This is a genomic window from Streptomyces sp. NPDC004610 (genome assembly GCF_040609715.1).
In the GTDB taxonomy this organism is placed as follows: domain Bacteria; phylum Actinomycetota; class Actinomycetes; order Streptomycetales; family Streptomycetaceae; genus Streptomyces.
This window is the reverse complement of record NZ_JBEXLA010000044.1, coordinates 14,436-38,571: the sequence shown is the minus strand read 5'-3', so window position 1 is coordinate 38,571 and position 24,136 is coordinate 14,436. Positions and strand designations below refer to the sequence as shown.

18 protein-coding genes and 1 pseudogene are annotated in these 24,136 nt (G+C 72.6%); 12 read left to right on the top strand and 7 right to left on the bottom strand.

The window, feature by feature from the left end:
• Window positions 1-48 precede the first annotated feature (48 nt).
• Window positions 49-834, top strand: a complete 786-nt coding sequence (locus tag ABZX40_RS35740) for an exodeoxyribonuclease III (protein WP_355732640.1) — start codon at window positions 49-51, stop codon at window positions 832-834.
• A gap of 79 nt (window positions 835-913) precedes the next feature.
• Here ABZX40_RS35740 and ABZX40_RS35735 read toward each other — a convergent pair whose 3' ends face one another.
• Window positions 914-2,716, bottom strand: coding sequence for an SGNH/GDSL hydrolase family protein (locus ABZX40_RS35735; RefSeq protein WP_355732730.1), 1,803 nt, complete (start codon window positions 2,714-2,716; stop codon window positions 914-916).
• Between the two features lie 264 nt (window positions 2,717-2,980).
• On the opposite strand from ABZX40_RS35735, the gene ABZX40_RS35730 reads away from it, so the two are divergent.
• Window positions 2,981-3,430 (top strand): DUF6278 family protein, encoded by a 450-nt coding sequence (locus ABZX40_RS35730; protein WP_355732637.1) that lies wholly within the window; start codon window positions 2,981-2,983, stop codon window positions 3,428-3,430.
• A gap of 251 nt (window positions 3,431-3,681) precedes the next feature.
• Here ABZX40_RS35730 and ABZX40_RS35725 read toward each other — a convergent pair.
• A pseudogene (locus ABZX40_RS35725) lies at window positions 3,682-3,878 on the bottom strand (acyl esterase); the annotation flags it as partial.
• Between the two features lie 19 nt (window positions 3,879-3,897).
• Window positions 3,898-4,674, bottom strand: coding sequence for a hypothetical protein (locus ABZX40_RS35720; protein WP_355732634.1), 777 nt, complete (start codon window positions 4,672-4,674; stop codon window positions 3,898-3,900).
• Between the two features lie 374 nt (window positions 4,675-5,048).
• Between ABZX40_RS35720 and ggt the strand changes: the two genes are divergently transcribed.
• Entirely contained in the window at window positions 5,049-6,878 is a 1,830-nt protein-coding gene (gene ggt, locus ABZX40_RS35715; RefSeq protein ID WP_355732631.1) for a gamma-glutamyltransferase, read from the top strand.
• A gap of 28 nt (window positions 6,879-6,906) precedes the next feature.
• Here the strand turns inward: ggt and ABZX40_RS35710 are convergent, their stop codons facing one another.
• Both ABZX40_RS35710 and map read right to left on the bottom strand, forming a co-directional pair.
• Window positions 6,907-9,510, bottom strand: coding sequence for an ATP-dependent Clp protease ATP-binding subunit (locus ABZX40_RS35710; RefSeq protein ID WP_355732628.1), 2,604 nt, complete (start codon window positions 9,508-9,510; stop codon window positions 6,907-6,909).
• Window positions 9,511-9,749: 239 nt separating this feature from the next.
• On the bottom strand, window positions 9,750-10,532 hold the full coding sequence (gene map, locus ABZX40_RS35705) for a type I methionyl aminopeptidase (RefSeq protein WP_355732626.1): 783 nt from the start codon (window positions 10,530-10,532) through the stop codon (window positions 9,750-9,752).
• Between the two features lie 52 nt (window positions 10,533-10,584).
• On the opposite strand from map, the gene ABZX40_RS35700 reads away from it, so the two are divergent.
• From ABZX40_RS35700 to ABZX40_RS35660, 9 genes are all read left to right on the top strand, one after another.
• Window positions 10,585-10,848, top strand: a complete 264-nt coding sequence (locus ABZX40_RS35700; protein ID WP_355732623.1) for a helix-turn-helix transcriptional regulator — start codon at window positions 10,585-10,587, stop codon at window positions 10,846-10,848.
• A gap of 265 nt (window positions 10,849-11,113) precedes the next feature.
• A complete protein-coding gene (locus tag ABZX40_RS35695; protein WP_355732620.1) occupies window positions 11,114-12,739 on the top strand; it encodes a hypothetical protein in 1,626 nt (541 codons plus the stop codon).
• Between the two features lie 370 nt (window positions 12,740-13,109).
• Window positions 13,110-13,952 (top strand): nitrilase-related carbon-nitrogen hydrolase, encoded by an 843-nt coding sequence (locus ABZX40_RS35690; RefSeq protein ID WP_355732618.1) that lies wholly within the window; start codon window positions 13,110-13,112, stop codon window positions 13,950-13,952.
• Window positions 13,949-15,235, top strand: coding sequence for an aspartate aminotransferase family protein (locus ABZX40_RS35685; RefSeq protein ID WP_355732615.1), 1,287 nt, complete (start codon window positions 13,949-13,951; stop codon window positions 15,233-15,235). Before ABZX40_RS35690 ends, ABZX40_RS35685 begins: the two co-directional genes overlap by 4 nt.
• A 41-nt stretch (window positions 15,236-15,276) precedes the next feature.
• The gene (locus tag ABZX40_RS35680; RefSeq protein WP_355732613.1) at window positions 15,277-16,848 is read left to right on the top strand and encodes a PucR family transcriptional regulator; all 1,572 of its coding nucleotides are present in this window, start codon (window positions 15,277-15,279) and stop codon (window positions 16,846-16,848) included.
• Window positions 16,849-17,012: 164 nt separating this feature from the next.
• Entirely contained in the window at window positions 17,013-17,855 is an 843-nt protein-coding gene (locus ABZX40_RS35675) for a nitrilase-related carbon-nitrogen hydrolase (protein WP_355732610.1), read from the top strand.
• A 121-nt stretch (window positions 17,856-17,976) separates the two neighbouring features.
• Entirely contained in the window at window positions 17,977-19,380 is a 1,404-nt protein-coding gene (hydA, locus tag ABZX40_RS35670) for a dihydropyrimidinase (protein WP_355732607.1), read from the top strand.
• A gap of 11 nt (window positions 19,381-19,391) precedes the next feature.
• Window positions 19,392-20,417, top strand: coding sequence for a TIGR03842 family LLM class F420-dependent oxidoreductase (locus ABZX40_RS35665; RefSeq protein ID WP_355732604.1), 1,026 nt, complete (start codon window positions 19,392-19,394; stop codon window positions 20,415-20,417).
• Between the two features lie 197 nt (window positions 20,418-20,614).
• Window positions 20,615-22,195 carry an NCS1 family nucleobase:cation symporter-1 gene (locus ABZX40_RS35660; RefSeq protein ID WP_355732602.1) on the top strand — a complete coding sequence of 527 codons (1,581 nt, stop codon included), beginning with the start codon at window positions 20,615-20,617 and terminating at the stop codon, window positions 22,193-22,195.
• A 21-nt stretch (window positions 22,196-22,216) separates the two neighbouring features.
• On the opposite strand, the gene ABZX40_RS35655 is transcribed toward ABZX40_RS35660, so the two are convergent.
• Entirely contained in the window at window positions 22,217-22,879 is a 663-nt protein-coding gene (locus ABZX40_RS35655) for a hypothetical protein (protein WP_355732599.1), read from the bottom strand.
• Window positions 22,880-23,031: 152 nt separating this feature from the next.
• On the bottom strand, window positions 23,032-24,048 hold the full coding sequence (locus ABZX40_RS35650) for a carboxymuconolactone decarboxylase family protein (protein ID WP_355732597.1): 1,017 nt from the start codon (window positions 24,046-24,048) through the stop codon (window positions 23,032-23,034).
• Between the last annotated feature and the right edge of the window lie 88 nt (window positions 24,049-24,136).

Genomic DNA, 24,136 nt, shown 5'->3' with positions numbered 1-24,136 from the left:
GGGGCGGGCGGAGCGGCGTTGTCAGACCCGGCGGGTAGTTTGGTGGACATGCGCATCGCGACCTGGAACGTGAACTCGATCACCGCTCGACTGCCGAGGCTGCTCGCCTGGCTGGAGAGCAGCGGCACCGACGTGCTCTGCCTCCAGGAGGCCAAGCTCGCCGAGGACCAGTTCCCGTTCGACCCGCTGCGCGAGCTGGGCTACGAGGCCGCGGTGCACGCCGACGGGAGATGGAACGGCGTGGCGATCCTCTCCCGGGTCGGCATCGAGGACACCGTCAAGGGCCTGCCCGGCGACCCCGGCTACGAGGGCAAGCACGAACCGCGCGCGATCTCCGCCACCTGCGGCCCGGTCCGCGTCTGGTCGGTCTACGTCCCCAACGGCCGGGAGGTCGGCCACCCCCACTACACCTACAAACTCCAGTGGTACGAGGCCCTGCGCGCCGCCGTCGCCCCCGACGCCCAGGGCAGCCGCCCGTTCGCCGTCCTCGGCGACTACAACGTGGCGCCGACCGACGACGACGTCTTCGACGTGGCCGCCTTCGAGGGCCTCACCCATGTCACCCCCGCCGAGCGCGACGCCCTCACCGCCCTGCGGGACACGGGCCTGTCCGATGTCGTCCCCCGCCCCCTGAAGTACGACCACCCGTACACCTACTGGGACTACCGCCAGCTCGCCTTCCCCAAGAACCGCGGTATGCGCATCGACCTGGTCTACGGCAACGAGCCCTTCGCCAAGGCCGTCTCCGACGCCTATGTGGACCGGGAGGAGCGCAAGGGCAAGGGCGCCTCCGACCACGCCCCGGTCGTCGTCGACCTGGACGTCACGCCGTAGCGGACGGCAGGGTGGTGCGGGTGCGGGTGCGGGTGCGGGTGCGGGTGCGGGTGCGGGTGCGGGTGCGGGTGTCGGTGTCTCATAGCGTCCCGAGGTCCACCGCCCCGGCCAGCGCCGCCAGCCCCGCGTCCCCGGGGTGGAGATGGTCCCCGCTGTCGTACGCCGGAAGCATCCGGTCCGGCTGCGCGGGGTCCCGGATGGCCGCGTCCAGATCGAGCACGGCGTCGAAGACCCCGCCGCCGTCCTCGCCACCCTCCCGGATCCAGGTGTTGACGGCGGTGCGCTCGGCGTCCACCGCCGCCGTGCAGCCGCTGCGCCCGCCGCACGGCAGGATCGTCGCGCCCAGCACCCGCAACCCCCGCGCGTGCGCCCGGTCGGCGATCTCCCGCAGCCCCGCCGTCAGCCGGACGGCGTCCCCTCCGGCGAGCAGATCGTTCACCCCGTGGAAGACGATCACCGTCCGCGCCGACGGCTGGGCGAGGACATCGCGGTCGAGGCGGTGCAGCGCGCTCACCCCGGCCGCGTCCGTGGACACCCCGTCGCCGGGGTAGCGGTCGGTGGTCACCCGGTTGCCCGCGATGCCCGCGTTCAGCACCCCGAAGCGCGGGACGAGCCGCTGCGCGAGCAGCCGGTCCGCCAGGGCGTCCGGCCAGCGGCGGTTGGCGTCGACAGTGGAGCGGTCGCCGTCGGTGATCGAATCGCCGAGCAGCACCAGCGCACCGGGCCCGTCACCGACCTCCACCCCGGTCAGCAGCGGCCAGTTGCTGATCGTCGCGGTGAACGCCGTCCCGGCCGCGTCGCCCGTGCGGTCGCCGGGGCCGCCGCCCACGTACGAGCGCTGCACCGCCAGCCGGTGCACCGGCAGGGCGTTCACCGTGCCGGGCAGATGGAAGCTGACCAGCAGATCGCTGTCGGCCGGGACCGCGAACGGCAGCGGGTCGCCGTACGCCTGCGCCCCGGCCGGGACGGTGGTGCCGGGCGTGCCGCCGAAGGTCACCGGCACGGGGGCGGCCCGCGCCGCCGCGCCCTCCGCCCGGACGGCGACCGTCGCCGCGCCGATCCGGACCGGGGTGCCCGCGAAGGCGTTGTCGAAGCGGAGCCGCAGGCGCGGACCGCCCGTCGAGGTGTGCACGACCAGCCGCAGCGTGCGGTCCGTCCAGGGGCCGACGGTGATCAGCCCGGACGGCGAGGTCGCCCAGGTGCCGGTCCAGCCGTCCGCCGGGGCCCGCACCGACACCGCGAAGACATGCGCCTCGGACGCCTGCGGCAGCCGGACGGCCATGACCTCGCGGCCCGGGTCGAGCGGCACCGTCACGGCGTACAGCCGGGCCTTCTCGGCGAGCGGCCCGGCGGGGGTGTTGAGCCGCGGCAGGGCGACGGCCTTGGTGGCGAGCGGCCCGGTCCGCCAGTCGGGCACGGTGAGGCCGTACGGGGCGAGGGTGCCGTCGGCGTACGCGACGAGGCCGGTGCCGCTCACCTCGGCTCCGGCGGTCCCGGCGACCAGGAACGCCAGCGCGTCCCCATGTCCGGCCACCGCCGCCCACTGCCCCGCGGCGCGTACGTTGTCCGGCTCGCCCGGCGCGGTCGCGGGCCAGGTCAGCCGGGTCCCGCCCAGGGTCAGCGCGGCGCCCGGGGCCCATCCGGCGGCGGCCAGCCCGGCGGCCGACAGCGAGGCACCCCGACCGTCGAAGTCGGCCTCGGCGGGGCGGTCGTCGTCGCTGATGCCGGTGTTGTCGAACAGCGCGGGGAGGGGAAGCGCTTCGAGCGCGTCGGAGGGCGGGGCCTTGAGATGGGGGGAGGGAGACGGGGAGGCGTGCGCCGGGGGTGGCGGTCGGCCGGCCAGGACCAGTACGACGGCTGCGGCGGCGACCGCCACCCGCACAGCCACCGCCGCCGCCGTCCGCCCCTTGTGTCCCGTTCGTCCCGTCCGTCGTCCCGTCGCCCCTTTGCCGCGCTCGGCCAATCGACCCTCCGTGTGCTGTGTCCGACTGCCGGTTCGGCCCGGCGTTCCGGGCGCGCATCGCGACCGTAGGCAGGGTCCGTGGGCCGGTCAACGCGCCATGCCCCGGGCGGGCGGGAAATCGACCGGTCGCCCGGGTGCGCGCGCCTGTGGTGCGTACGGGGGTGCGAATGACACGCTGGGCGTATGAACATCCCTTTCCTCAGCGGCAGACCCGGCAAGCGCCGGGGCGATTCCGGCCAGGTGGCGGTGGTCTCCGGCGGTGCCGGCGTCCGGGACCCCGCAGGGCTCAGCGATCTGCTCGCCGAGTGCGAGCTGCTGCGCCGGCAGGCGGGCTATGCGGGGGTGGAGCTGGACGACTCGCCGGAGTCGCTGGAGGCGATCGACCAGCTGCTGCCCCGCTGGCGGGACGACGAGGAGACCCTGATCTGGCTCGGCACGGACGCCGGTCTCTATCTGGGCACGGTCCTGGTGCGCACGGTCGAGGGCGCGGCCTGGAACCTCTGGCCGAGTGGTCAGCCGGTGGTGCGGCTGGCCTCGGGCCGGGAGTTCGACGTCGTGACCGCCGGGCACGAATGGGCGGCGAGCGGGGTCCCGGAGCTGTCCCAGCTGTACGCGGAAGTCGCGGAGGCGTGAAGCCCTGGCCTTAAGATCGAGTTAAATACGGCTTATGCCCGAAAAGTGCGTGTCGTGAGTTAACTCCTATCTTGTCTAGATAGTTTGCGGCAACCACGACTCGGCGGAGAGTGAGTAGGGCTGTCTATGGTCATCGATCCTTTGCCCGAGCTGCGGCGGGCGCTGCTGCCCGGCGGGGAGTTCCCGCACGGACCCTAGACGGGTCCGGCGGAGGCATCGCGGAGCCGTATCCGCCCGGCAGCGGCCGGAGATCACTGCTCGCGCAGCGGAATCGACACGCAGGACGGGTCGTTCGCGGGCGAGGAGAAGGTCAGCCGCGCGCCGGTCGGGTTGTGCTCGGTGCGGAGCGGGTCGACCGTGTCGACGACGGCGCGTTGCTGACCGGCTTGCCGAGGCCGAGCGGGCCCACGTCACAGAGGTACGCGACGAGGGTTCCGCTCTCCTCGGTCTGCACGACCCTCACGACCTCAGGGCTTGGCCCGGTGGGAGGCCCGGGATCCGGCCGTCGTCTCCAGCGCGGTCGTCGGCAGCGGGGCCTCGGCCGCCCGCGTCACATCGGCGACCACCTCCACCACATCCGGTCCGTACGCCTGGGAATTGCTCACCTTCAGCAGCAGGACGAACGAATGCCGCCCGTGCTTGCGCGCCAGCCGCTCATGATGCCGGGCCAGATAGCGCGTCGCCGCCTGATGGGTGATCGCCCGCTGCCCGCAGAACAGGAACACCGGCCGGACATCCGCCCCCTGACCGGCCGTCAGCCGTGCCAGGATCACATGCTCGGCCCGCCCCGGCTCCAGCCGGTAGCGCTCACCGCCGATCTGGAAGGCACCCCGGTCCGGGCCCGGCTCGGGATCCACGTTCACCCGCACCCCCGGCAGCAGCGACGCGAGGTGGGCCGTCATCCGGCGATTCGACGAGGGCCCGCCGACGCAGAACTCCGTCCGCTCCCCGAACCCCTGCTGCGTCGCGTCGTGCGCGACGACCTGGGCGGCGGCGTTGCAGTCCTTGATCAGCGCGGAGAGTTCCAGCAGCGCGAACACATCGTGCCGGGTCACCGTCAGCTCCGGCCCACCCGAGTCCCGGTTCACCACCAGCAGCGACTCGGCGTTGTCCGGCAGCCCGAAGAACGCCTGCTTGCGGCGGAGTCTGCGGCGCCACAGAGAGGTACGGGCCAGCCAGCCGATCGCGGCACCGAGCGCTACCGCTATGAGGCCGAGGACGATGTTGCGCACGTCGTCATTCATGGGCGCGCATGCTAGCGGTCCGGGAGGAGACGGCGCGTTCGGTGACGGGGGGTGGGGGGTGCGGGTGGTGGCGCGGCCGGTGGGTGCGCGGCTGGTGGCAGTGTGGCGCTGGACCGGCGACACGGCGACATGCGGCGCGGCGGCGCGTCCGGTGACGGGGGGTGGGGGGTGGGGTACTGGACTGGCAATGGGGGGCGGCGGCGCGCACCCGTGCCGGACCCGCCGTACGGCCGACGGCACCGGCGCGGGGGGCCGGGCGGCGCGAGGGCCGTGAAACGGCGAGGGAGTGATCTCCGCCGTGGCCCAAGTGTGCTCCTGACGCGCGCATGCTCAGTCCACTAGGCTGCGCGGACGGTCCCTGACTGGAGGTGCGCATGCGTCGCCCTGTCGTGCGGAAGCTCTCGGTCCTGGCGGTCTCGGCCGCCGTCGTCTCGGTGGGGGTCGCCGCGCCACCCACCGCGGCGACCGGCGGGGCGCCCGCGCCCGCAGCGGCAGCGGCAGCCGCACCCAAGGTCCCCGTCGCCGTCGGCTCCGGCGGTGCCGTCTCCAGCGTCGACGCGGACGCCAGCGCCGCCGGGATCGCCGTCCTCAAGCAGGGCGGCAACGCCGTGGACGCCGCCGTCGCCACCGCCGCCGCGCTCGGCGTCACCGAGCCCTACTCCGCGGGGATCGGCGGAGGCGGTTACTTCGTCTACTACGACGCCAAGTCCCGTTCCGTGCACACCCTCGACGGCCGGGAGACCGCGCCGCTCAGCGCCGGATCCGATCTGTTCCTGGAGAACGGCAAACCGGTCCCGTTCGCCGAGGCGGTCAGCAGCGGACTCTCCGTCGGCACCCCCGGCACCCCCCTCACCTGGCAGAGCGCGCTGGACCGATGGGGCAGCAAACGGCTCGGCACCCTGCTGCGCCCCGCCGAGCGCCTCGCCCGCGACGGCTTCACCGTGGACGCCACCTTCCGCGACCAGACCGCGAGCAACGAGGCCCGCTTCCGCAACTTCCCGGACACGGCCGAACTGTTCCTGCCGGGCGGACGACTCCCCGTCGTCGGCTCCACCTTCAAGAACCCCGACCTGGCCCGCACCTACGCCGAACTGGCCCGCGAGGGCGTCGGCACCCTCTACCGGGGCGACCTCGCCGACGACATCGTCGACACCGTCAACGCACCGCCCGTCGACCCCGCCTCCGGCTGGAACGCCCGCCCCGGCGACCTCACCGCCAAGGATCTGACCTCGTACCGGGTGAAGTCCCAGGCCCCGACGCGGACTTCCTACCGGGGGCTCGGCGTCTACTCCATGGCGCCCTCGTCCTCCGGCGGCACGACCGTCGGCGAGGCCCTGAACATCCTGGAGCGCACCGATCTCTCCAAGGCGAGCGACGCCGCGTATCTGCACCGGTTCATCGAGGCCAGCCGGATCGCCTTCGCGGACCGGGGCCGCTGGGTCGGCGACCCGGCGTTCGAGGACGTCCCCACCAAGGAACTCCTCTCCCAGCGGTACGCCGACTCCCGCGCCTGTCTGATCAAGGACGACGCGGTGCTCACCAGCCCCCTCGCCCCCGGCGACCCGCGCGACCCCGCCCCCTGCGCCCCCGGCGGAACGGCGGCGCCGACCACGTACGAGGGCGAGAGCACCACGCATCTGACGACGGCCGACAAATGGGGCAACGTCGTCTCCTACACCCTCACCATCGAGCAGACCGGCGGCAGCGGGATCACCGTCCCGGACCGGGGCTTCCTGCTCAACAACGAGCTGACCGACTTCTCCTTCGCCCCGGCCAACCCGGCCGTCCACGACCCCAATCTGCCCGGCCCCGGCAAGCGGCCCCGCTCCTCCATGTCCCCGACGATCGTCCTCGACGGCCACGGCAAGCCGGTCGTCGCCCTGGGCTCCCCGGGCGGCGCCACCATCATCACGACCGTCCTCCAGACCCTCACCGGGTTCCTCGACCGGGGCCTGCCCCTGGTCGACGCCATCGCCGCCCCCCGCGCCAGCCAGCGCAACGCCGCCCAGACCGAACTGGAACCCGGCCTGTACGGCGGCCCGCTGCGGGCGGAGCTGGAGGCGATCGGGCACTCCTTCCGGGCCAACCCGGAGATCGGGGCGGCCACGGCGGTGCAGCGGTTGAGCGACGGGACGTGGGTGGCGGCGGCCGAGACCGTTCGCCGTGGGGGAGGGGCGGCGATGGTGGTGCGGCCGTCGAAGTGAGGGGGGCCGCCCGGTACCTCCAGCGTCCCTAGGTGGTGGGCTGTGCCGCCGATGTCCGTTGTGTCGTGAACGTCAGCCGGTCGTCGCGCAGGTCGACGCTGACCTCATCCCCTGCCTTCGCCTCGCCGTTGAGGAGCAGGCGGGAGAGCCGGTTGTCGACCTCGCGCTGGATGGTGCGGCGCAGCGGGCGGGCGCCGTACTCCGGCTGGTAGCCCTGCCGGGAGAGCCAGTCGACGGAGGCGGGGGTGAAGTCGACGGCGATGTCCTGGGCGTGCATCAGCCGGCGGGTGCGCTCCAGGAGGAGATCGGTGATCCGGTGGAGCTGCTCGGGGGTGAGCCGGCGGAAGACCACGATCTCGTCGATACGGTTCAGGAACTCGGGCCGGAAGTGGTCCCGCAGCGGGCGCAGGATCCGCTCGCGGCGGGCCTCCTCGTCCGCGTCCGAACCGCCCGCGTCCGAACCGCCCGCGTCCGAACCGCCCGTGCCGCCGCCCGCGCCGAAGCCGATGCCTCCGCCGCCCCGGATGATCGCCTCCGAGCCCAGATTGCTGGTCATGACGATGACGGTGTTGGTGAAGTCGACCGTGCGGCCCTGGGAGTCGGTGAGCCGCCCGTCGTCCAGGACCTGGAGGAGGACGTTGAAGACATCGGGGTGCGCCTTCTCCACCTCGTCCAGCAGCAGCAGTGAGTACGGGTGGCGGCGGACCGTCTCGGTCAGCTGGCCCGCCTCCTCGTGGCCGACATAGCCGGGCGGCGCCCCCACCAGCCGGGACACCGTATGGCGTTCCTGGTACTCGCTCATGTCCAGGCGGACCATGCGGTCCTCGCTGCCGAACAGGGCCTCCGCGAGGGCGCGGGCAAGTTCGGTCTTGCCGACGCCGGTCGGGCCGAGGAAGAGGAACGAGCCGATCGGGCGGTCGGGGCTGGAGAGGCCGGCGCGGGAGCGCAGTACGGCGTCGGACACCACCGTCACCGCCTCGTCCTGGCCGATCACCCGGCGGTGCAGCTGCTCCGCCAGGCCCAGCAGCCGGTCCTTCTCCTCCTCGGTGAGCCGGGCCACCGGGACGCCGGTCAGCCGCGACACCACCTCCGCGATGTCCTCGCCGGTGACTTCGAGATGGCGGCCCTCGTCCGCCTCGCCCTCGCCGGAGTCCCGCGCGATCCGGTCCTTCAGCTCGCCGAGCCGGTCGCGCAGCCGGGTGGCGTCCTCGTACTTCTCGTCCGTGACCGCCTGGTCCTTCTCCCGGGTCAGCCGCTCCGCCTCGCGCTCCAGGGCCCGCACGTCCGTGCCCTTGGTGCGGGAGCGCAGCCGGACCCGGGCGCCCGCCTGGTCGATCAGGTCGATCGCCTTGTCCGGGAGGCGGCGATCGGTGAGATAGCGGTCCGACAGCTCCACCGCCGCGTCGAGCGCCTCATCGGTGTAGCGGACCTGGTGATGGGCCTCGTAGCGGTCGCGCAGACCGCGCAGGATCTCCAGGGCGTCGGCCGGGGTCGGCTCGGGCACCAGGATCGGCTGGAAGCGCCGGGCCAGCGCCGCGTCCTTCTCGATCCTGCGGTACTCCTCCAGCGTCGTCGCGCCCACGATGTGCAGTTCGCCGCGGGCCAGCGCCGGTTTGAGGATGTTGCCCGCGTCCATCGCGCCGCCGCCCTCGCCGCCGGCGCCCGCGCCGACCACGGTGTGCAGTTCGTCGATGAAGACGATCAGCTGGTCGGAGTGGGCGCGGATCTCGCCGACGATGGTGGTGAGCCGCTCCTCGAAGTCGCCCCGGTAGCGGGTGCCCGCGACCACGCCCGTCAGATCCAGGGCCACCACCCGCCGGTCGGCGAGCCCCTCGGGTACGTCGCCCTCCGCGATCCGCTGGGCCAGGCCCTCCACGATCGCCGTCTTGCCCACGCCCGCGTCCCCGATCAGCACCGGGTTGTTCTTGCCGCGCCGGGACAGCACCTCGATGGTCTGCTCGATCTCCTCGTCCCGGCCGATCACCGGATCGATCCCGCCCGCCCGCGCCAGCTCCGTGAGATCCCGCCCGTACTTGTCGAGGGTGGGGGTGCCGGTGGGGGCGGCGGGAACGCCCTCGGCGCGCAGACCGGGCGCGTCCGGCGCCTCGGGCGGCAGCCCGTCCGGGGCGAACCGGGCCGCGTTCAGGATGTGCCCCGCCGCCGAGTCCGGGTTGGCCGCCAGCGCGGTCAGGACGTGCTCGGGGCGGATGTACCCGGCGCCGCTCGCCCGCGCCAGGTCATGGGCGTCCAGCAGGGCCCGCTTCACGGCCGGGGTGAGGGACAGCGAGGTCAGCGGTGGGGCGGCGGCCTCCGGGTGCTGGACGGGGCCGGTGCGCTGGTCGATCTGCGAGGCCATCGAGTCGGGGTCGGCGCCGGAGCGGGTCAGCAGCCCCCGGGTCGGCTCCGCGGCGAGGGCCGCGCGCAGCAGATGTTCGGTGTCCAGATCCCGGCTGCCGTGCTCCGCCGCGTACTGGGCGGCGCCGCGGACGAGATCCCGGGCCGGGGGGCTGAGCAGCCGCCCGATGTCGATCTGGCGGGGGGCGGGGCGGGGGCCCCCGAAGAAACGGGCCAGGAAATCACCGAAGGGGTCCCCGTCCGGGGGGCCGCCCGGGGGAGGGTAGCCGGTGGTCATGGGAGGAGGTCCGTTCCGCGTGGGGGCGTGGAGTACGGGGGTCTACGGGGGCGTACGGGGGGTGGTGTGTGGGGTCCGTGGAGTCCGTGTATGTCCGGCGTGCCTGATGTGGCCGGCGGGTCCGGTGTGCCCGGCGGGCCTGGTGTGCGTGGCGTGTCCGGTGTGCGCGGTCCGTCTGGCGGGCGTACCTGTCTGAACACCTTCGCATGTTCTCGGGGGGCGGGCATTTCGCGTGGGGTCTACCCCCCGAGCCCCTCCCGGCTCGTCAGGATCCGTGGGCCCGCGTCCGTGATCGCCACGGAGTGCTCCGTGTGGGCCGCGCGGGAGCCGTCCGTGGTCTTGAGGGTCCAGCCGTCGGGGGCCACCCGGTAGTCGTCCCGGCCGCTCGCGATCAGCATCGGCTCGATCGCCAGGGCCATCCCGTGCCGCAGCCGCATGCCACGCCCCGGGCGGCCCTCGTTCGGCACCCCGGGGTCCTCGTGCATATGACGGCCGATGCCGTGCCCGCCGAAACCCTCCATGATCCCGTACCCGGCCGACCGGCACACCGTGCCGATCGCGTGGGCGATGTCGCCGATGCGATTGCCGACCACCGCCGCCTCGATCCCCGCCGCGAGCGCCCGCTCGGCCGTCTCCACCAGCCGCAGATCCTCCGGGCGCGCCCGGCCCACCACGAAGCTGATCGCCGAGTCACCGACCCAGCCGTCCAGCTCCGCGCCGCAGTCGATGGAGACGAGGTCGCCGTCGCGCAGCCGGTAGCCGGTCGGGATGCCGTGCACGATCGCGTCGTTCACCGAGGCGCAGATCACCGCGGGGAAGGGGACCGGGGCGAAGTGGGGGCGGTAGTGGAGGAAGGGCGCCCCGGCGCCCGCCTCGCGCAGCACCCCGCGCGCCACCTCGTCCAGCTCCAGCAGGGAGACGCCCACGCCGGCGGCCTCGCGTACGGCCGTCAGGGCCCGTCCGACGACCTGGCCGGCCGCGTGCATGGCGTCCAGGGATGTGTCTGTCTTCAGTTCCACCATGCCAATTACTATACCGGTATAAAAATGGGGTCCAGCCCGTACACTGGCTCGCATGGTGCGCACTCCTTTGACCCCCGAAGAGCGGGAACGCGGCGAGCGGCTCGGCCGGCTGCTGCGGACGGCCCGTGGCGACCGCAGCATGGCGGAGATCGCCGCCCACGCCGGAATCTCCCCGGAGACGCTCCGCAAGATCGAGACCGGCCGGGCCCCGACGCCCGCGTTCTTCACCGTCGCCGCCCTCTCCGACACGCTCGGTCTGTCGATGGACGATGTGGCCCGCGCGTGCAGCGCCGCCCCGGTGCAGGCGGTCGCCTGAGACGGCGCCCGGGGTCGGATGCCGGGACCGGTCGCCGAGACCGGGCGCCGGGATCGGACGGTGGGACCGGACGGTGGGACCTGATGCCGGGCCGGGCGGCGGAACCGGGCGCCTGGACCGAGCGCCGAGACTGGACGGCGGAACCGGGCGCCGGGACCGGACGGCGGGATTCCCTGACGCAGCCTGAAAAGCTCCCGTAGCAACGACGTAACACGACTGGTGTTCGCTGAGGCAAAAGTTCTCCCTTTAATGCGGGGGTGGGGCGATGGCTGTGGATCAACTCCCGGGCCGGATGCGGGAGTTCGGGAACTACCTGAGCGAACTGCTGGCACGCCTCGACCAACGGTCGGGCTGGTGCGCGGTGTTCTGGCAGCGCGACCCCGACGGCCTGCGGGCCTGCCTCGACGGATACGAGGTCGCCCCCTGGGACGTGGTCGAGGCCCTCCTCCAGGACCTCGCCGCGGCCCACGGTCCCGCCACCGCCGCCCGGGACCGCGACCGGGCCCGCGCCCTGCACGCCGCCGCGCTCATCGCGTACGACGCCCGGCCCGGCGCCCGGGACGACCTCGGCGACCGGCTCGACATCATGCTCCGCGAACAGCGGTACGCCGCCGACCGCCTCGCCCAACTGGGCCGGGCCCTGGTCGGCGCCGCCACCCGGCAGGAGTCCGACGCCCTGCGCCTCGACCTAGCCTGGGCCCGCGACGACCACGACCGCGCGGGCGCCCGCTGCGCCGAACTCCGCCACCGGATCGACCGGTTGGAGCATGCGCGGGCGGGGTCCGGACAACCGTGGGGGGCGGGCAGCCGGGAACGGGGTGAGGGGCCGCCACCGCCCGGGGCGTCCAGGGCCCGGACCCCGGCGCCTTCGGGCACGGACGACCTGCCCCGCCCCGCCGCGCCCCGCGCCGAAGGCTGGTCCGGCGCGGTGGCCGGGGGAGTGGCCCGCATCGAGCGGCGCCCGGAGGGTCGGGACGGCCGGGAGGGCCGTGGCGGCCGGGACGGGGGCGCCGGGAGAACGCCGGAGGAGCCCTTCGCGCCCCCAGAACTCCCCGAATTCCCAGACCCTCCCGACCTCCCAGACCACCCCCCCGACCCCTCCGTCCCCCCTGAACCCTCCAAGCCCGCCAAGTCCAAGAAGCGCGCCCGTGGCAGCGCCCGCTTCGCCGGGATGCTCGACGACGCCGAGACCGACACCGCCCCGGCGGCCCCCGTACCCCCCACCGCCGCCCCCGTGCCGCCCGACCGGCTCCGGGCACCCGCCCCGCAGACCGCCCCCGGCAGCCCGCGCGGGGCCCGGTTCGCCGGGGCCACCGATGCCGCCACGGCCGCCGCGCAGCCCTCGCCCCCGGCGTTCGACGCGGTCGCCGCGCGCGAGATCACGGAGACCGTCCACGGCCTCGTCCGGCTGCGCCGCCAGGGGCGGAGCGGGGAGGCGCACGCGCTGCTGGCGGAGGTCGCGCACTGGCCCGCCGAACGGTTCGCGCCGCTCGCCGCCGAACTGGAGCGCGCCGGGATGGCGGCGGACTGGGCGACGCTGCTGTGGGAGGCCGGCTCACTGCCCGCCGAGCAACTGGTCGCGGCGGCCGACGCGCTGGCCGCGGGCGGACGGGGCGCGGACGGGCAGCGGATACTGCGCCAGGGCGTCGCCCGGCCCGCCGGGGAGATAGGGCGTGACCTGGTCGGACTGGTCGCCGACGGGAGGCAGCGCGAGGTACGGGTACTGCTGGACGCGTACGTCCGGGTCCGCACCCCCGAGGAGGCGGTCCGCAGCACCGGCGCCGACCCCGACCGACTGGTCCCCCTGCTGCTGGAGGCGGCACGGGGCGTGTCCGAGGAGCGGTACTGGGATCTCGTGCATGCACTACGGGTGGCGGGCATCGGGGTGTGAACCCGGGCCGGTCGATCAGTTCCGGGTGGTGCCGGGCTGTGCCGGTCCGGGCCCGCGCCGTCTGGTCGGGTTGGGCTCGCGATGCCGACCGGTCCCGGCCTGCGCCGCCCCGCCCGCGCCGAGCCGGGCCCGCCGCAGATGCCCCCGAGCCCCCCCACCTACCCGTCCCCCACCCCAGAGCCCCCCCTCCCCCCTCACCAGCCCCACCCCCTCCCCCCGCCGGAGGCGCCCCCCACCGCCATGCGACACGCCGTCGACACTCCGGCCCGGTGGCAATGGTCTTGGCAAGGTCCCCACGGGGGCATACGTTCGTGCCTCTACGTCCGTTTCTACGGGCGTAGACGCTGACGTCCCGTCGAAGGAGCAGCTCATGGCGAATGTCGTCCGCGCCGCTCTGGTCCAGGCCACCTGGACCGGCGACACCGAGTCCATGCTGGCCAAGCACGAGGAGCACGCTCGCGAGGCGGCCCGGCAGGGGGCCCGCGTCATCGGGTTCCAGGAAGTCTTCAACGCGCCCTACTTCTGCCAGGTGCAGGAGCCGGAGCACTACCGGTGGGCCGAGCCCGTGCCCGACGGGCCCACCGTCCGCCGGACCCAGGCGCTCGCGCGGGAGACCGGGATGGTGATCGTCGTCCCCGTCTTCGAGGTCGAGCAGTCCGGGTTCTACTACAACACCGCCGCCGTGATCGACGCCGACGGCACTTTTCTCGGCAAGTACCGCAAGCATCACATCCCGCAGGTCAAGGGCTTCTGGGAGAAGTACTACTTCAAGCCCGGCAATCTCGGCTGGCCGGTCTTCGACACCGCCGTCGGCAGGATCGGCGTCTACATCTGCTACGACCGGCACTTCCCGGAGGGCTGGCGGCAGCTCGGTCTCAACGGCGCCCAGCTCGTCTACAACCCGTCCGCCACATCCCGTGGCCTCTCGGCACATCTGTGGCGGCTGGAGCAGCCCGCCGCGGCCGTCGCCAACGAGTACTTCATCGCCGCCATCAACCGGGTCGGGCAGGAGGAGTACGGCGACAACGACTTCTACGGAACCAGCTATTTCGTCGACCCACGTGGGCAGTTCGTGGGAGAGGTCGCGAGTGACAGCGAGGAGGAGTTGATCGTGCGCGACCTCGACCTCGGACTGATCGATCAGGTGCGGCAGCAGTGGGCCTTCTACCGCGACCGCCGCCCCGACGCCTACGAAGGGCTGGTACAGCCGTGACCAAGGATCTCTTCGCCCGCCACCGCTCCGTCCTGCCCGACTGGCTCGCCCTCTACTACGACGACCCGCTGGAGATCACCCACGGCGAGGGCCGGTACGTCTGGGACGCCGAGGGGCGGCGCTACCTCGACTTCTTCGGCGGCATCCTCACCACCATGACCGCCCACGCCCTGCCCGAGGTCACCAAGGCGATCAGCGAGCAGGCCGGACGCGTCCTGCACTCCTCCACCCTCTATCTCAACCGGCCCATGGTGGCGCTCGCCGAACGGATCGCCCAGCTCAGCGGCATCCCCGACGCCCGGGTCTTCTTCACCACCTCCGGCACCGAGGCCAATGACACCGCGCTGCTGCTCGCCACCACCTACCGCCGCGCCAACACCGTCCTCGCGATGCGCAACAGCTACCACGGCCGCTCCTTCAGCGCCGTCGGCATCACCGGCAACCGGAGCTGGTCACCCACCTCCCTGTCACCGCTCCAGACGCTTTACGTGCACGGCGGCGTCCGCACCCGGGGCCCCTACGCCTCCTTCAGCGACGACGAGTTCATCGCGGCCTGTGTCGCCGACCTCAAGGACCTCCTCGGCCACACCCGCCCGCCCGCCGCCCTGATCGCCGAACCCATCCAGGGCGTCGGCGGCTTCACCTCCCCGCCCGACGGCCTGTACGCCGCCTTCCGGGAGGTCCTCGCCGAGCGCGGCATCCTCTGGATCGCCGACGAGGTGCAGACCGGCTGGGGCCGCACCGGCGAGCACTTCTGGGGCTGGCAGGCACACTCCCGCAACGGCCCGCCCGACATCGTCACCTTCGCCAAGGGCATCGGCAACGGCAGCTCCATCGGCGGTGTCATCGCCCGCGCCGAGATCATGAACTGCATCGACAGCAACAGCATCTCCACCTTCGGCGGCACCCAGATCACCATGGCAGCCGGGCTCGCCAACCTCGCCTACCTCCTGGACCACGACCTCCAGGGCAACGCCCGCCGGGTCGGCGGACTGCTCATGGAACGGCTGCGGGCCGTCACCGCCCAGATCCCCGCCGTACGGGAGGTCCGCGGGCGCGGGCTGATGCTGGGCATCGAACTGACCCGGCCCGGCACCGACCAGGCCGACCCCGAGGCCGCCTCCGCCGTCCTGGAGGCCGCCCGCGACGGCGGACTCCTCATCGGCAAGGGCGGCGGCCACGACACCAGCGCCCTGCGGATCGCCCCACCGCTCTCCCTGACCGTCGCCGAGGCCGAGGAGGGCGCCGCCCTCCTCGAACACGCCCTGCGCAGTATCCAGTAGCAGCAGTCACCACCACGCGCACACCACCGCGAGGGACCGTCATGACCTCCACCACCGCATCCCCGTCCTGGCAGACCCTGGAACCGGCGCTGTCCGTCCGGCAGATCCTCACGCTGGAAAGGGTGCTCGCCGGGGAGCCCGAGGTGGTGGCCGGTGCCGCCCGGCTGGACCGGCCGGTGCGCTGGGTGCATGTCGCCGAGGCCGCCGATGTCGGGGTGATGCTCACCGGCGGCGAGATGGTCCTCACCACCGGCGTCCTGCTCGCCGGGGACGAGGACAAGCAGGCCGAGTACGTCCGTTCCCTGCACCGCGCGGAGGCGGCGGCCGTCGTCCTCGGGCTCGGCCGCGCCTTCCCCGCACCGCCGGACACCATGCGCCGGGTCGCCGAGCGGTGCGGGCTGCCCATGGTGGTGCTGCACCGGCCCTTCCCGTTCGCCCAGCTCACCGAGGAGGTGCAGTCCCGGCTGGTGCGCCGCAAGTTCGCCGCCGTCAGCCTCTCCGAGTCCGTCCGCACCGAACTCACCGCCCTGATCACCGCGGGCGCCCCCCTCCAGCGGCTCCTGGACGAGATCGCCAGGCACAGCGCCTGCCCCGTCGTCGTCACCAACCTCGCCCACCGCGTCCTCGCCACCGCCGGGGAACGGCCCGCCGTGGACGACGTCCTGCGCGACTGGGAGCGGATCGCCCGCCAGGCCGGACGCGCCGAGGGCGCCGGCTGGATCCGCGCCGACCTCGGCGGACGCGGCGAGCGCTGGGGCCAGATCGTGCTGTGCGGCCACCGCGGCGACACCGCCACCGGCCGCCTTCTCGCCGAGCGGGCCGCCGAGGCGCTCGTCCTGCACCGGATGCTCGGCGGCGGCCAGGCGTGCAGCTGGGAGGAGCAGTCGGCGCGCGGTCTGCTCACCGACCTGGTCAGCGGCGTCGTCCCGGCCCGCCAGCTCCTGCCGCGCGCCCGCGCCGCCGGACTCCCTGTCAACCGGCGCACCTTCGTGCCCCTCGTCGTCCGCGACCGCACCCCCGACCAGCTCGACCGGGTGCTGCGGCTGCTCGGCCTGTCCGGGATCGCCGCCGAACTCGCCGACGGGGCCACCGCCGTTCTGCTCAGCCTGCCCCGCGACCAGGACGCCACCGCGCTCACCGCCCACTTCGCCGCCCGGCTGCGCTCCGGTGCCCCCGCCGTGGTGGCCGCCGCCGACGCCCGGACCGCCTGGGAGGACATCCCCGCCGGACTGCGCGAGGCCCAGCATGTCGCCGACGCCGTCGCCGACTCGGCGCACGCCCTGGACCTGCCCGATGTGGTCCGGCTGCGGGACGTGCATCTGCGCGGTCTGATCCGGCTGCTGCGCGACGACCCCTACGTCCAGTCCTTCGCCGAACGCGAACTCGACGGCCTGCTGTGCGCCGCCGACGAGGACCTCCTCTCCGTACTGCGCACCTATCTCGCCACCGGCCGCAACAAGTCCCGGACCGCCCAGCTCCACCATGTCTCCCGGCCCGCGCTCTACCGGCGGCTGGAGCAGATACAGACCCGCCTCGGTGTCGACCTCGATGACTTCGAACAGGCGGCCTCGGTGCACATCGCACTCCTCGCGCATGATGCGCAACAGGGCTGAAACCTGCGACGACCTGCGAAAACGGCGGTGAAACATGGACCGGCACCGGCGTGACACGGTGACACGCCACACCCCCGCAACCGTGACACGGTGCACCTCAACGACAGCCCCCGGCCTCTCTACGCTCACCGGACACCGAGCTACCGGAGCTACCGGAGGTCCCGATGAGCCGAGTGATCCGAGCCGCCGTCTTCCAGACCGCGTGGACCGGCGACAAGGAATCGATGATCCAGGTCCACGAGCAGGCGGCCCGCGACGCCGCCGCCCAGGGCGCCCAAGTCCTCTGCTTCCAGGAGCTGTTCTACGGACCGTACTTCTGCCAGGTCCAGGACCCCGCCTTCTACGCGTACGCCGAACAGATCCCCGAGGGCCCGATCGTCCAGCGCTTCCAGTCCCTCGCCCGCGAACTGGGCCTGGTCCTGGTCCTGCCGATGTACGAGGAGGAGCAGCCCGGCGTCCTCTACAACACCGCCGCCGTGATCGACGCCGACGGCACCTACCTCGGCAAGTACCGCAAGACCCATATCCCGCAGGTCCGCGGCTTCTGGGAGAAGTTCTACTTCCGCCCCGGCAACTCCGGCTGGCCCGTCTTCGACACCGCCGCCGGGAAGATCGGCGTCTACATCTGCTACGACCGCCACTTCCCCGAGGGCTGGCGCGCGCTCGGTCTCGCGGGCGCCGAGATCGTCTTCAACCCCTCCGCGACCTCCCGCGGCCTCTCCGCCTACCTCTGGCAACTGGAACAACCGGCCGCGGCCGTCGCCAACGAGTACTTCGTGGGTGCGATCAACCGGGTCGGCGTCGAGGAACTGGGCGACAACGACTTCTACGGCACCAGCTACTTCGTGGACCCCGAGGCCCAGTTCGTCGGCGAGGTGGCCAGCGACAAGGAACCGGAACTGATCGTCAGGGACCTGGACCTCACCAAACTGAGGGAGGTCCGCGACCGCTGGCAGTTCTACCGCGACCGCGAGCCGGGAACCTATGGACCACTGACGGCTCCGTAGACGGCCTCCCCTTCAAACGCCTTGGGGGCGGACGTCCCTGTCTTTGGGGGCGCGGGGAACTGCGCGACCAGCCACATACCACCGCAACGCTCACGACGGCATCAACCCGGCAGGACACCCCATGACAAACCGCACGATCATCACAGGCGGCTTGGTCATCACCGCCTCCGACGAACTCCACGCAGACATCCTCATCGAGGACGGCCGAATCGCCGCCCTGGCCGCCGCAGGCACCCCCACCGCCGACACCTGGACAGCCGACCGCAAGGTCAACGCCACAGGCAAGTACGTCATCCCCGGCGGCGTGGACGCCCACACCCACATGGAACTCCCCTTCGGCGGCACCTTCGCCTCCGACACCTTCGAAACCGGCACCCGCGCGGCGGCGTGGGGCGGCACCACCACCATCGTCGACTTCGCCGTGCAGTCCGTCGGCAAGTCACTCCGCGACGGCCTCGACACCTGGCACGCCAAGGCCGAAGGCAACTGCGCCATCGACTACGGCTTCCACATGATCGTCTCCGATGTGCACGAGGAGACGCTCAAGGAGATGGACCACCTTGTGGAGGAGGGCGTCACCTCCTTCAAGCAGTTCATGGCCTACCCCGGCGTCTTCTACAGCGACGACGGCCAGATCCTGCGCGCCATGCAGCGCTCCGCCGACAACGGCGGCCTGATCATGATGCACGCCGAGAACGGCATCGCCATCGACGTCCTGGTCGAGCAGGCCCTCGCCCGGGGCGAGACCGACCCCCGCTACCACGGCGAGGTCCGCAAGGCGCTGCTGGAGGCGGAGGCCACCCATCGCGCGATCCGGCTCGCCCAGGTCGCCGGAGCCCCGCTCTACGTCGTCCACGTCTCCGCCGCCGAGGCCGTCGCCGAACTCACCCGCGCCCGCGACGAGGGACTGAACGTCTTCGGCGAGACCTGCCCCCAGTACCTCTTCCTGTCCACCGACAACCTCGCCGAGCCCGGTTTCGACGGCGCCAAGTACGTCTGCTCCACCCCGCTGCGCCCCAAGGAGCACCAGGCGGCGCTCTGGCGGGGCCTGCGCACCAATGACCTCCAGGTCGTCTCCACCGACCACTGCCCGTTCTGCTTCACCGGGCAGAAAGAACTCGGCCGGAGCGACTTCTCCAAGATCCCCAACGGACTGCCCGGCGTGGAGAACCGGATGGATCTGCTGCACCAGGCCGTCGTGGACGGTCATATCAGCCGCCGCCGCTGGATCGAGATCGCCTGCGCCACCCCGGCGCGGATGTTCGGCCTCTACCCCAAGAAGGGCACCATCGCGCCCGGCGCCGACGCCGACCTCGTGATCTACGATCCGCACGCCGAGCAGGTGCTGTCGGTGGAGACCCAGCACATGAACGTCGACTACTCGGCGTACGAGGGCAAGCGGGTCACCGGCCGGGTCGAGACGGTGTTCTCGCGGGGCGTGCCCGTGATCACCGAGCGGGAGTACACGGGCCGTGCCGGGCACGGTGTGTACACCCCCCGCTCCACCTGTCAGTACCTCATCTAGGAGGGGCGCTCATGGACTTCGGACTCGTCCTCCAGACCGACCCACCCGCGTCACGGGTCGTCGACCTGATGCAGCGGGCCGAGCGGAACGGCTTCACCCATGGCTGGACCTTCGACTCCGCCGTGCTGTGGCAGGAGCCGTTCGTCATCTACAGCCAGATCCTCGCCCGGACCGAGCGGCTGACGGTCGGCCCGATGGTCACCAATCCGGGCACCCGCACCTGGGAGGTCACCGCCTCCACCTTCGCCACCCTCAACGACATGTTCGGCAACCGCACCATCTGCGGTATCGGGCGCGGTGACTCCGCGATGCGGGTCGCCGGACGCAAGCCCAACACCCTGGCCCGGATCAGCGACGCCATGAAGGTCATCCGGGCACTCGGCCGCGGCGACGAGGCCGACCTCGGCGGCGGCGCGACGGTCAAGTTCCCCTGGATCAAGCCGGGCGCCCACCTCCCCGTCTGGATGGCGGCGTACGGGCCCAGGGCGCTGAAGATGACCGGTGAGGAGGCCGACGGGTTCATTCTCCAGCTCGCCGATCTGTATCTCACCGAGTACATGGTGAAGGCGGTCAAGGACGCGGCCGTCGCCGCCGGGCGCGATCCGTCCGAGGTGACCATCTGTGTCGCCGCCCCCGCCTATGTCACCGAGGACGACTCGCCCGAGGCGCTCGCCCACGCCCGTGAGCAGTGCCGCTGGTTCGGCGGGATGGTCGGCAACCATGTCGCCGACCTGGTGTCCAAGTACGGCGCCCACTCCGCCGCCGTACCGGAGGAACTCACCGACTACATCAAGGCCCGCGAGGGCTACGACTACTCCCACCACGGGCGCGCCGACAACCCCGACACCGCGTTCGTGCCGGACGAGATCGTCGACCGGTTCTGTCTGATCGGCCCGGTCGAGAAGCACATCGAGAAACTCACCGCGCTGCGCGAGCTGGGCGTCGACCAGTTCGCCGTCTACGACATGCACGACGCGCAGGAGACGGTGATCGACGCGTACGGCGACCGGGTCATCCCGGCACTCAACGCCGGCTGACCCGCACCTCTCCCCGCTTCCCCGCACCGCAACACAAGACACGCACCGCACCGCAACACAAGACAACACACCGCACCGCGCACACGGCACCGACCCCCCACCGCCCGCCGCCCCCTCCCCCCGCCGTCCCGGGGAGGGGCGGCGGGGCCATCCCGCACGGCCTCTCCCATCCGCTCCCCTCGCTGATTGGCCTGCCCATGACCGACACAGTTCCGACGGGGTCGCCCGCCTCCCAGCCCGCCACCGCCCGGACCACCAACCGGATCACCACCCAGACCACCGACGCCGGTGGCCGGATAGAACTCGTCCCCGGCGCCTTCCCCACCGACAGCCGCTTCGCCAACGACGATCTGAGGCCCGTCCCGGTCTCCGAACGCAAGTGGACCACCTACAACTTCGCCGCGCTGTGGATCTCCATGGCGCACTGCATCCCCAGCTGGACCCTGGCGTCCGGGCTGGTCGCGCTCGGTATGGACTGGAAGCAGGCGGTGTTCACCATCGCCCTGGCCAACATCATCGTGCTGCTGCCGATGCTGGCCACCGGGCATGCCGGACCCAAGTACGGCATCCCGTTCCCGGTGCTGGCCCGTGCCTCCTTCGGGCTGCGCGGGGCCAATGTCCCGGCGATGATCCGGGCGGCGGTGGCCTGCGGCTGGTTCGGCATCCAGACCTGGATCGGCGGCAGCGGTATCTTCGCCCTCGGCTCCAAACTGACCGGCGGGAACTGGGAGAACGCCGGGCAGATCGCCGGGAATCCCTGGCCGCTGTGGCTGTGCTTCCTGCTGTTCTGGGCGCTCCAGATCGCGATCATCTACCGGGGCATGGACTTTCTGCGGCACTTCGAGAACTGGGCCGCGCCCTTTGTCATCGTCGGCGCGTTCGTGCTGCTGATCTGGATCGCGGTGAAGGCGGACGGGTTCGGCCAGTTGCTGTCCCAGGAGTCGCAGCTCGGGTGGGGCCCGGACTTCTGGCCGGTCTTCTTCCCGTCCCTCATGGGCATGATCGGCTTCTGGGCGACGCTCTCGCTGAACATCCCCGACTTCACCCGCTTCGGCGCCAGCCAGCGCGCCCAGACCTGGGGCCAGTCCCTGGGTCTGCCCACCACCATGACCCTGTTCGCGATCCTCGCGGTGCTGGTCACCTCCGGCTCCGAGGTGGTCTACGGCACCGCGATCTGGGACCCGGTGGAGCTCGCCGCCCGCGCCGACAACCCCTTCGGGCTGCTGTTCGCGCTGATCACCGTGCTGGTCGCGACGGTGTCCGTGAACATCGCGGCGAATGTCGTCTCACCCGCCTACGACCTGGCCAATCTCGCCCCGCGGCTCATCAACTTCCGTACCGGCGCGCTGATCACCGGGGTCGTCGGCATCCTGATCTTCCCGTGGAAGCTGATCTCGACGCCCGAGTTCTATATCTTCACGTGGCTCGGCGTGGTCGGCGGGTTGCTGGGCACGGTCGCCGGGATCCTCATCGCCGACTACTGGATCATCCGCCGTACGGTGCTGCATCTGGCCGATCTCTACACCCCGGGCGGGCGCTACTGGTACACCAACGGCTGGAACTGGCGGGCGCTGGCCGCCTTCGCGCTCGGCGGGCTGCTGGCCGTCGGCGGCTCGTACTCCACGGTGAACGCGGAGGGCGTCAGCTCCGGGCCGTTCCCCGAGGACGGGCTGATCCCGTTCCTCCAGCCGCTCGCCGACTACGGCTGGGCCGTCGGCCTGGGCACCTCGCTGCTGGTGTACGTGGCCCTCATGGGCGGACGGCGCCGCACCGAATGACCCGGCCGCCGCCCTCCGGGCCTACGCCCCGGCGTCCTGGAGGGCGGCCACCGCCTCCTTCGCGGCCTTGATGGCACCGGAGTTGATGGTGTCGGTGCTCGGCGCGTCCTTCGACTCGAAGTCACTGCCGTTGTAGGTGATGATCACCAGCGCGTTGGCCGCGCGGGCCACGACCGTGCCCTCCCGGGTCTTCTGGTCGTCCTCGGTGGTGAGATTGACAACCGAATATGCGGCGTCACCCAGACCGGGGACGTCGCCCCCGCCGTCCTTCTCCCCGACGCGCTGTTTGTAGTACTTCTCGGCGTCGGCGTCCGTCTCCATCACCTCGAAGGAGACATCCAGCCAGCGGTAGTCATAGCCCTTGAGCGCGTTCCAGGAACAGGTGCGGCGCACCTCGGCGTCCGTCGACGGGATCTCCTTCCCGGCCGCCTCCGCACCCGGCACCAGCGAGGTCACCGTCTTCGCGGCGACGCTGTCGCAGGGTGCCGGGGCGGCGGCGTAGGTCTTGGGGACCGCCGTGGTGGACGGGGCGGAGGCCGACTGCCCGCCGGTCTCCTCGGGGGGTTTGTCCCGGGCGACGGGGGCGGTGTCGGGGCCGGATGCCATGGCCCAGCCCGCGAGGGCGAGCACGGCCACCGGGGTGAGCCGCGCGGTGAGGGCCAGCGGCAGCGGAAGAGAACGCACGGCGCACACTTCTCATGGGGGGACGGTGCGGAGCGGGGTCCGCACTGCGGACGGGACGCCAGTGTCACACGACTCCCTGTGGGACGAAAGAGCGAACTCGCTGCGTACCGGCCCGGTGACGCGATCCCGGGGACACCGCCCCGAGTGCCCTGTTATGTCGCCGCGTTGTCCCGGTGGCGCACACCCGCCTCCCACGCCGACTCGATCCGGTCCACCGCCAGGAACGCCCCGTAGGCCACCAGATGCACCAGACAGTGGTCCGAGTGCTCCGGCCGCCGCCAGGCCGCGACATCCTCCGGGGTGATCCGGTACGGCGCCAGCGCGGCCAGCAGCGCCAGCCGTGCCCCCGGCCGCTCCGCCCGCCCCGGGAAGATCCGCTGGGTCAGGGAGGGGTGCGTGCCGTCCCAGTCCCGCAGGACGCCCCGTACGAGGTGCTGGTCGTCGGCGTCCAGCAGGCCCGCGCCCATCAGCGCCGCCGCGCGCAGCGCCGCGTAGGCCGGGCCGACCGGGCTCCCGTCGGCCCAGGCGGGCGGCGGCCCGGCGGGAGCCCCGTCCAGCAGCGCCAGCGACGCCCCCGGCACCGGCTCCCGGCGCAGCGTCGACGCCAGCGACCGCCCCGCCAGATGACGCACCGCCCGGAACCGCTCCACCCCGCCCGGCAGCACCGTCTCCCTCAGCAGGGCCGACGCGATCCGGTTGATGAAGTGGAACGACAGCGCCGTCCCCAGATAGGCGGGCGCCTCCTCACGCGGGAAGGGACACGGCTCGGGCGGAGCACCCGGCGTCCGGGACCGCCGCCCCCACTCCAGCAGCCGCGCCTGCCCCGGATCCCGGGGCGTCCCCCCACCCGCCACCCGCTCGGCCAGCGCGTGATCGCCGGTGGCGTGCAGCAGCACCGTGTGCGCGGTCACGCAGAACGGGCACCGGTTGGCCTGGGACACCCCCAGCGCCACCAGCTCCTTCCCGGTCCGGTCACCGGGCCCGGCGAGCAGCGACTCGCGCATCAGCGCCCAGGTCGGGGCGAGGACCGCGGGGGCGGCGGACAGGACCACGAAGGTGGCCGGTTCATCGACGCCGAAGTCCCGGTCGAGCTGCCGGTACACCTCGGCGACCTGCCCGCTCGCCGACTTGGGCGGCAGGGGTTCGGTGTGCAGAAAGGATGAGGTCATGGCGGCAACTGTGGCCGCCGCGAGGGGTCCGGGGCGTCGTACGGGCGGTGGCGGTTCCGGCTGCTTCCGGTGGGGCGGCGGGGGCGGG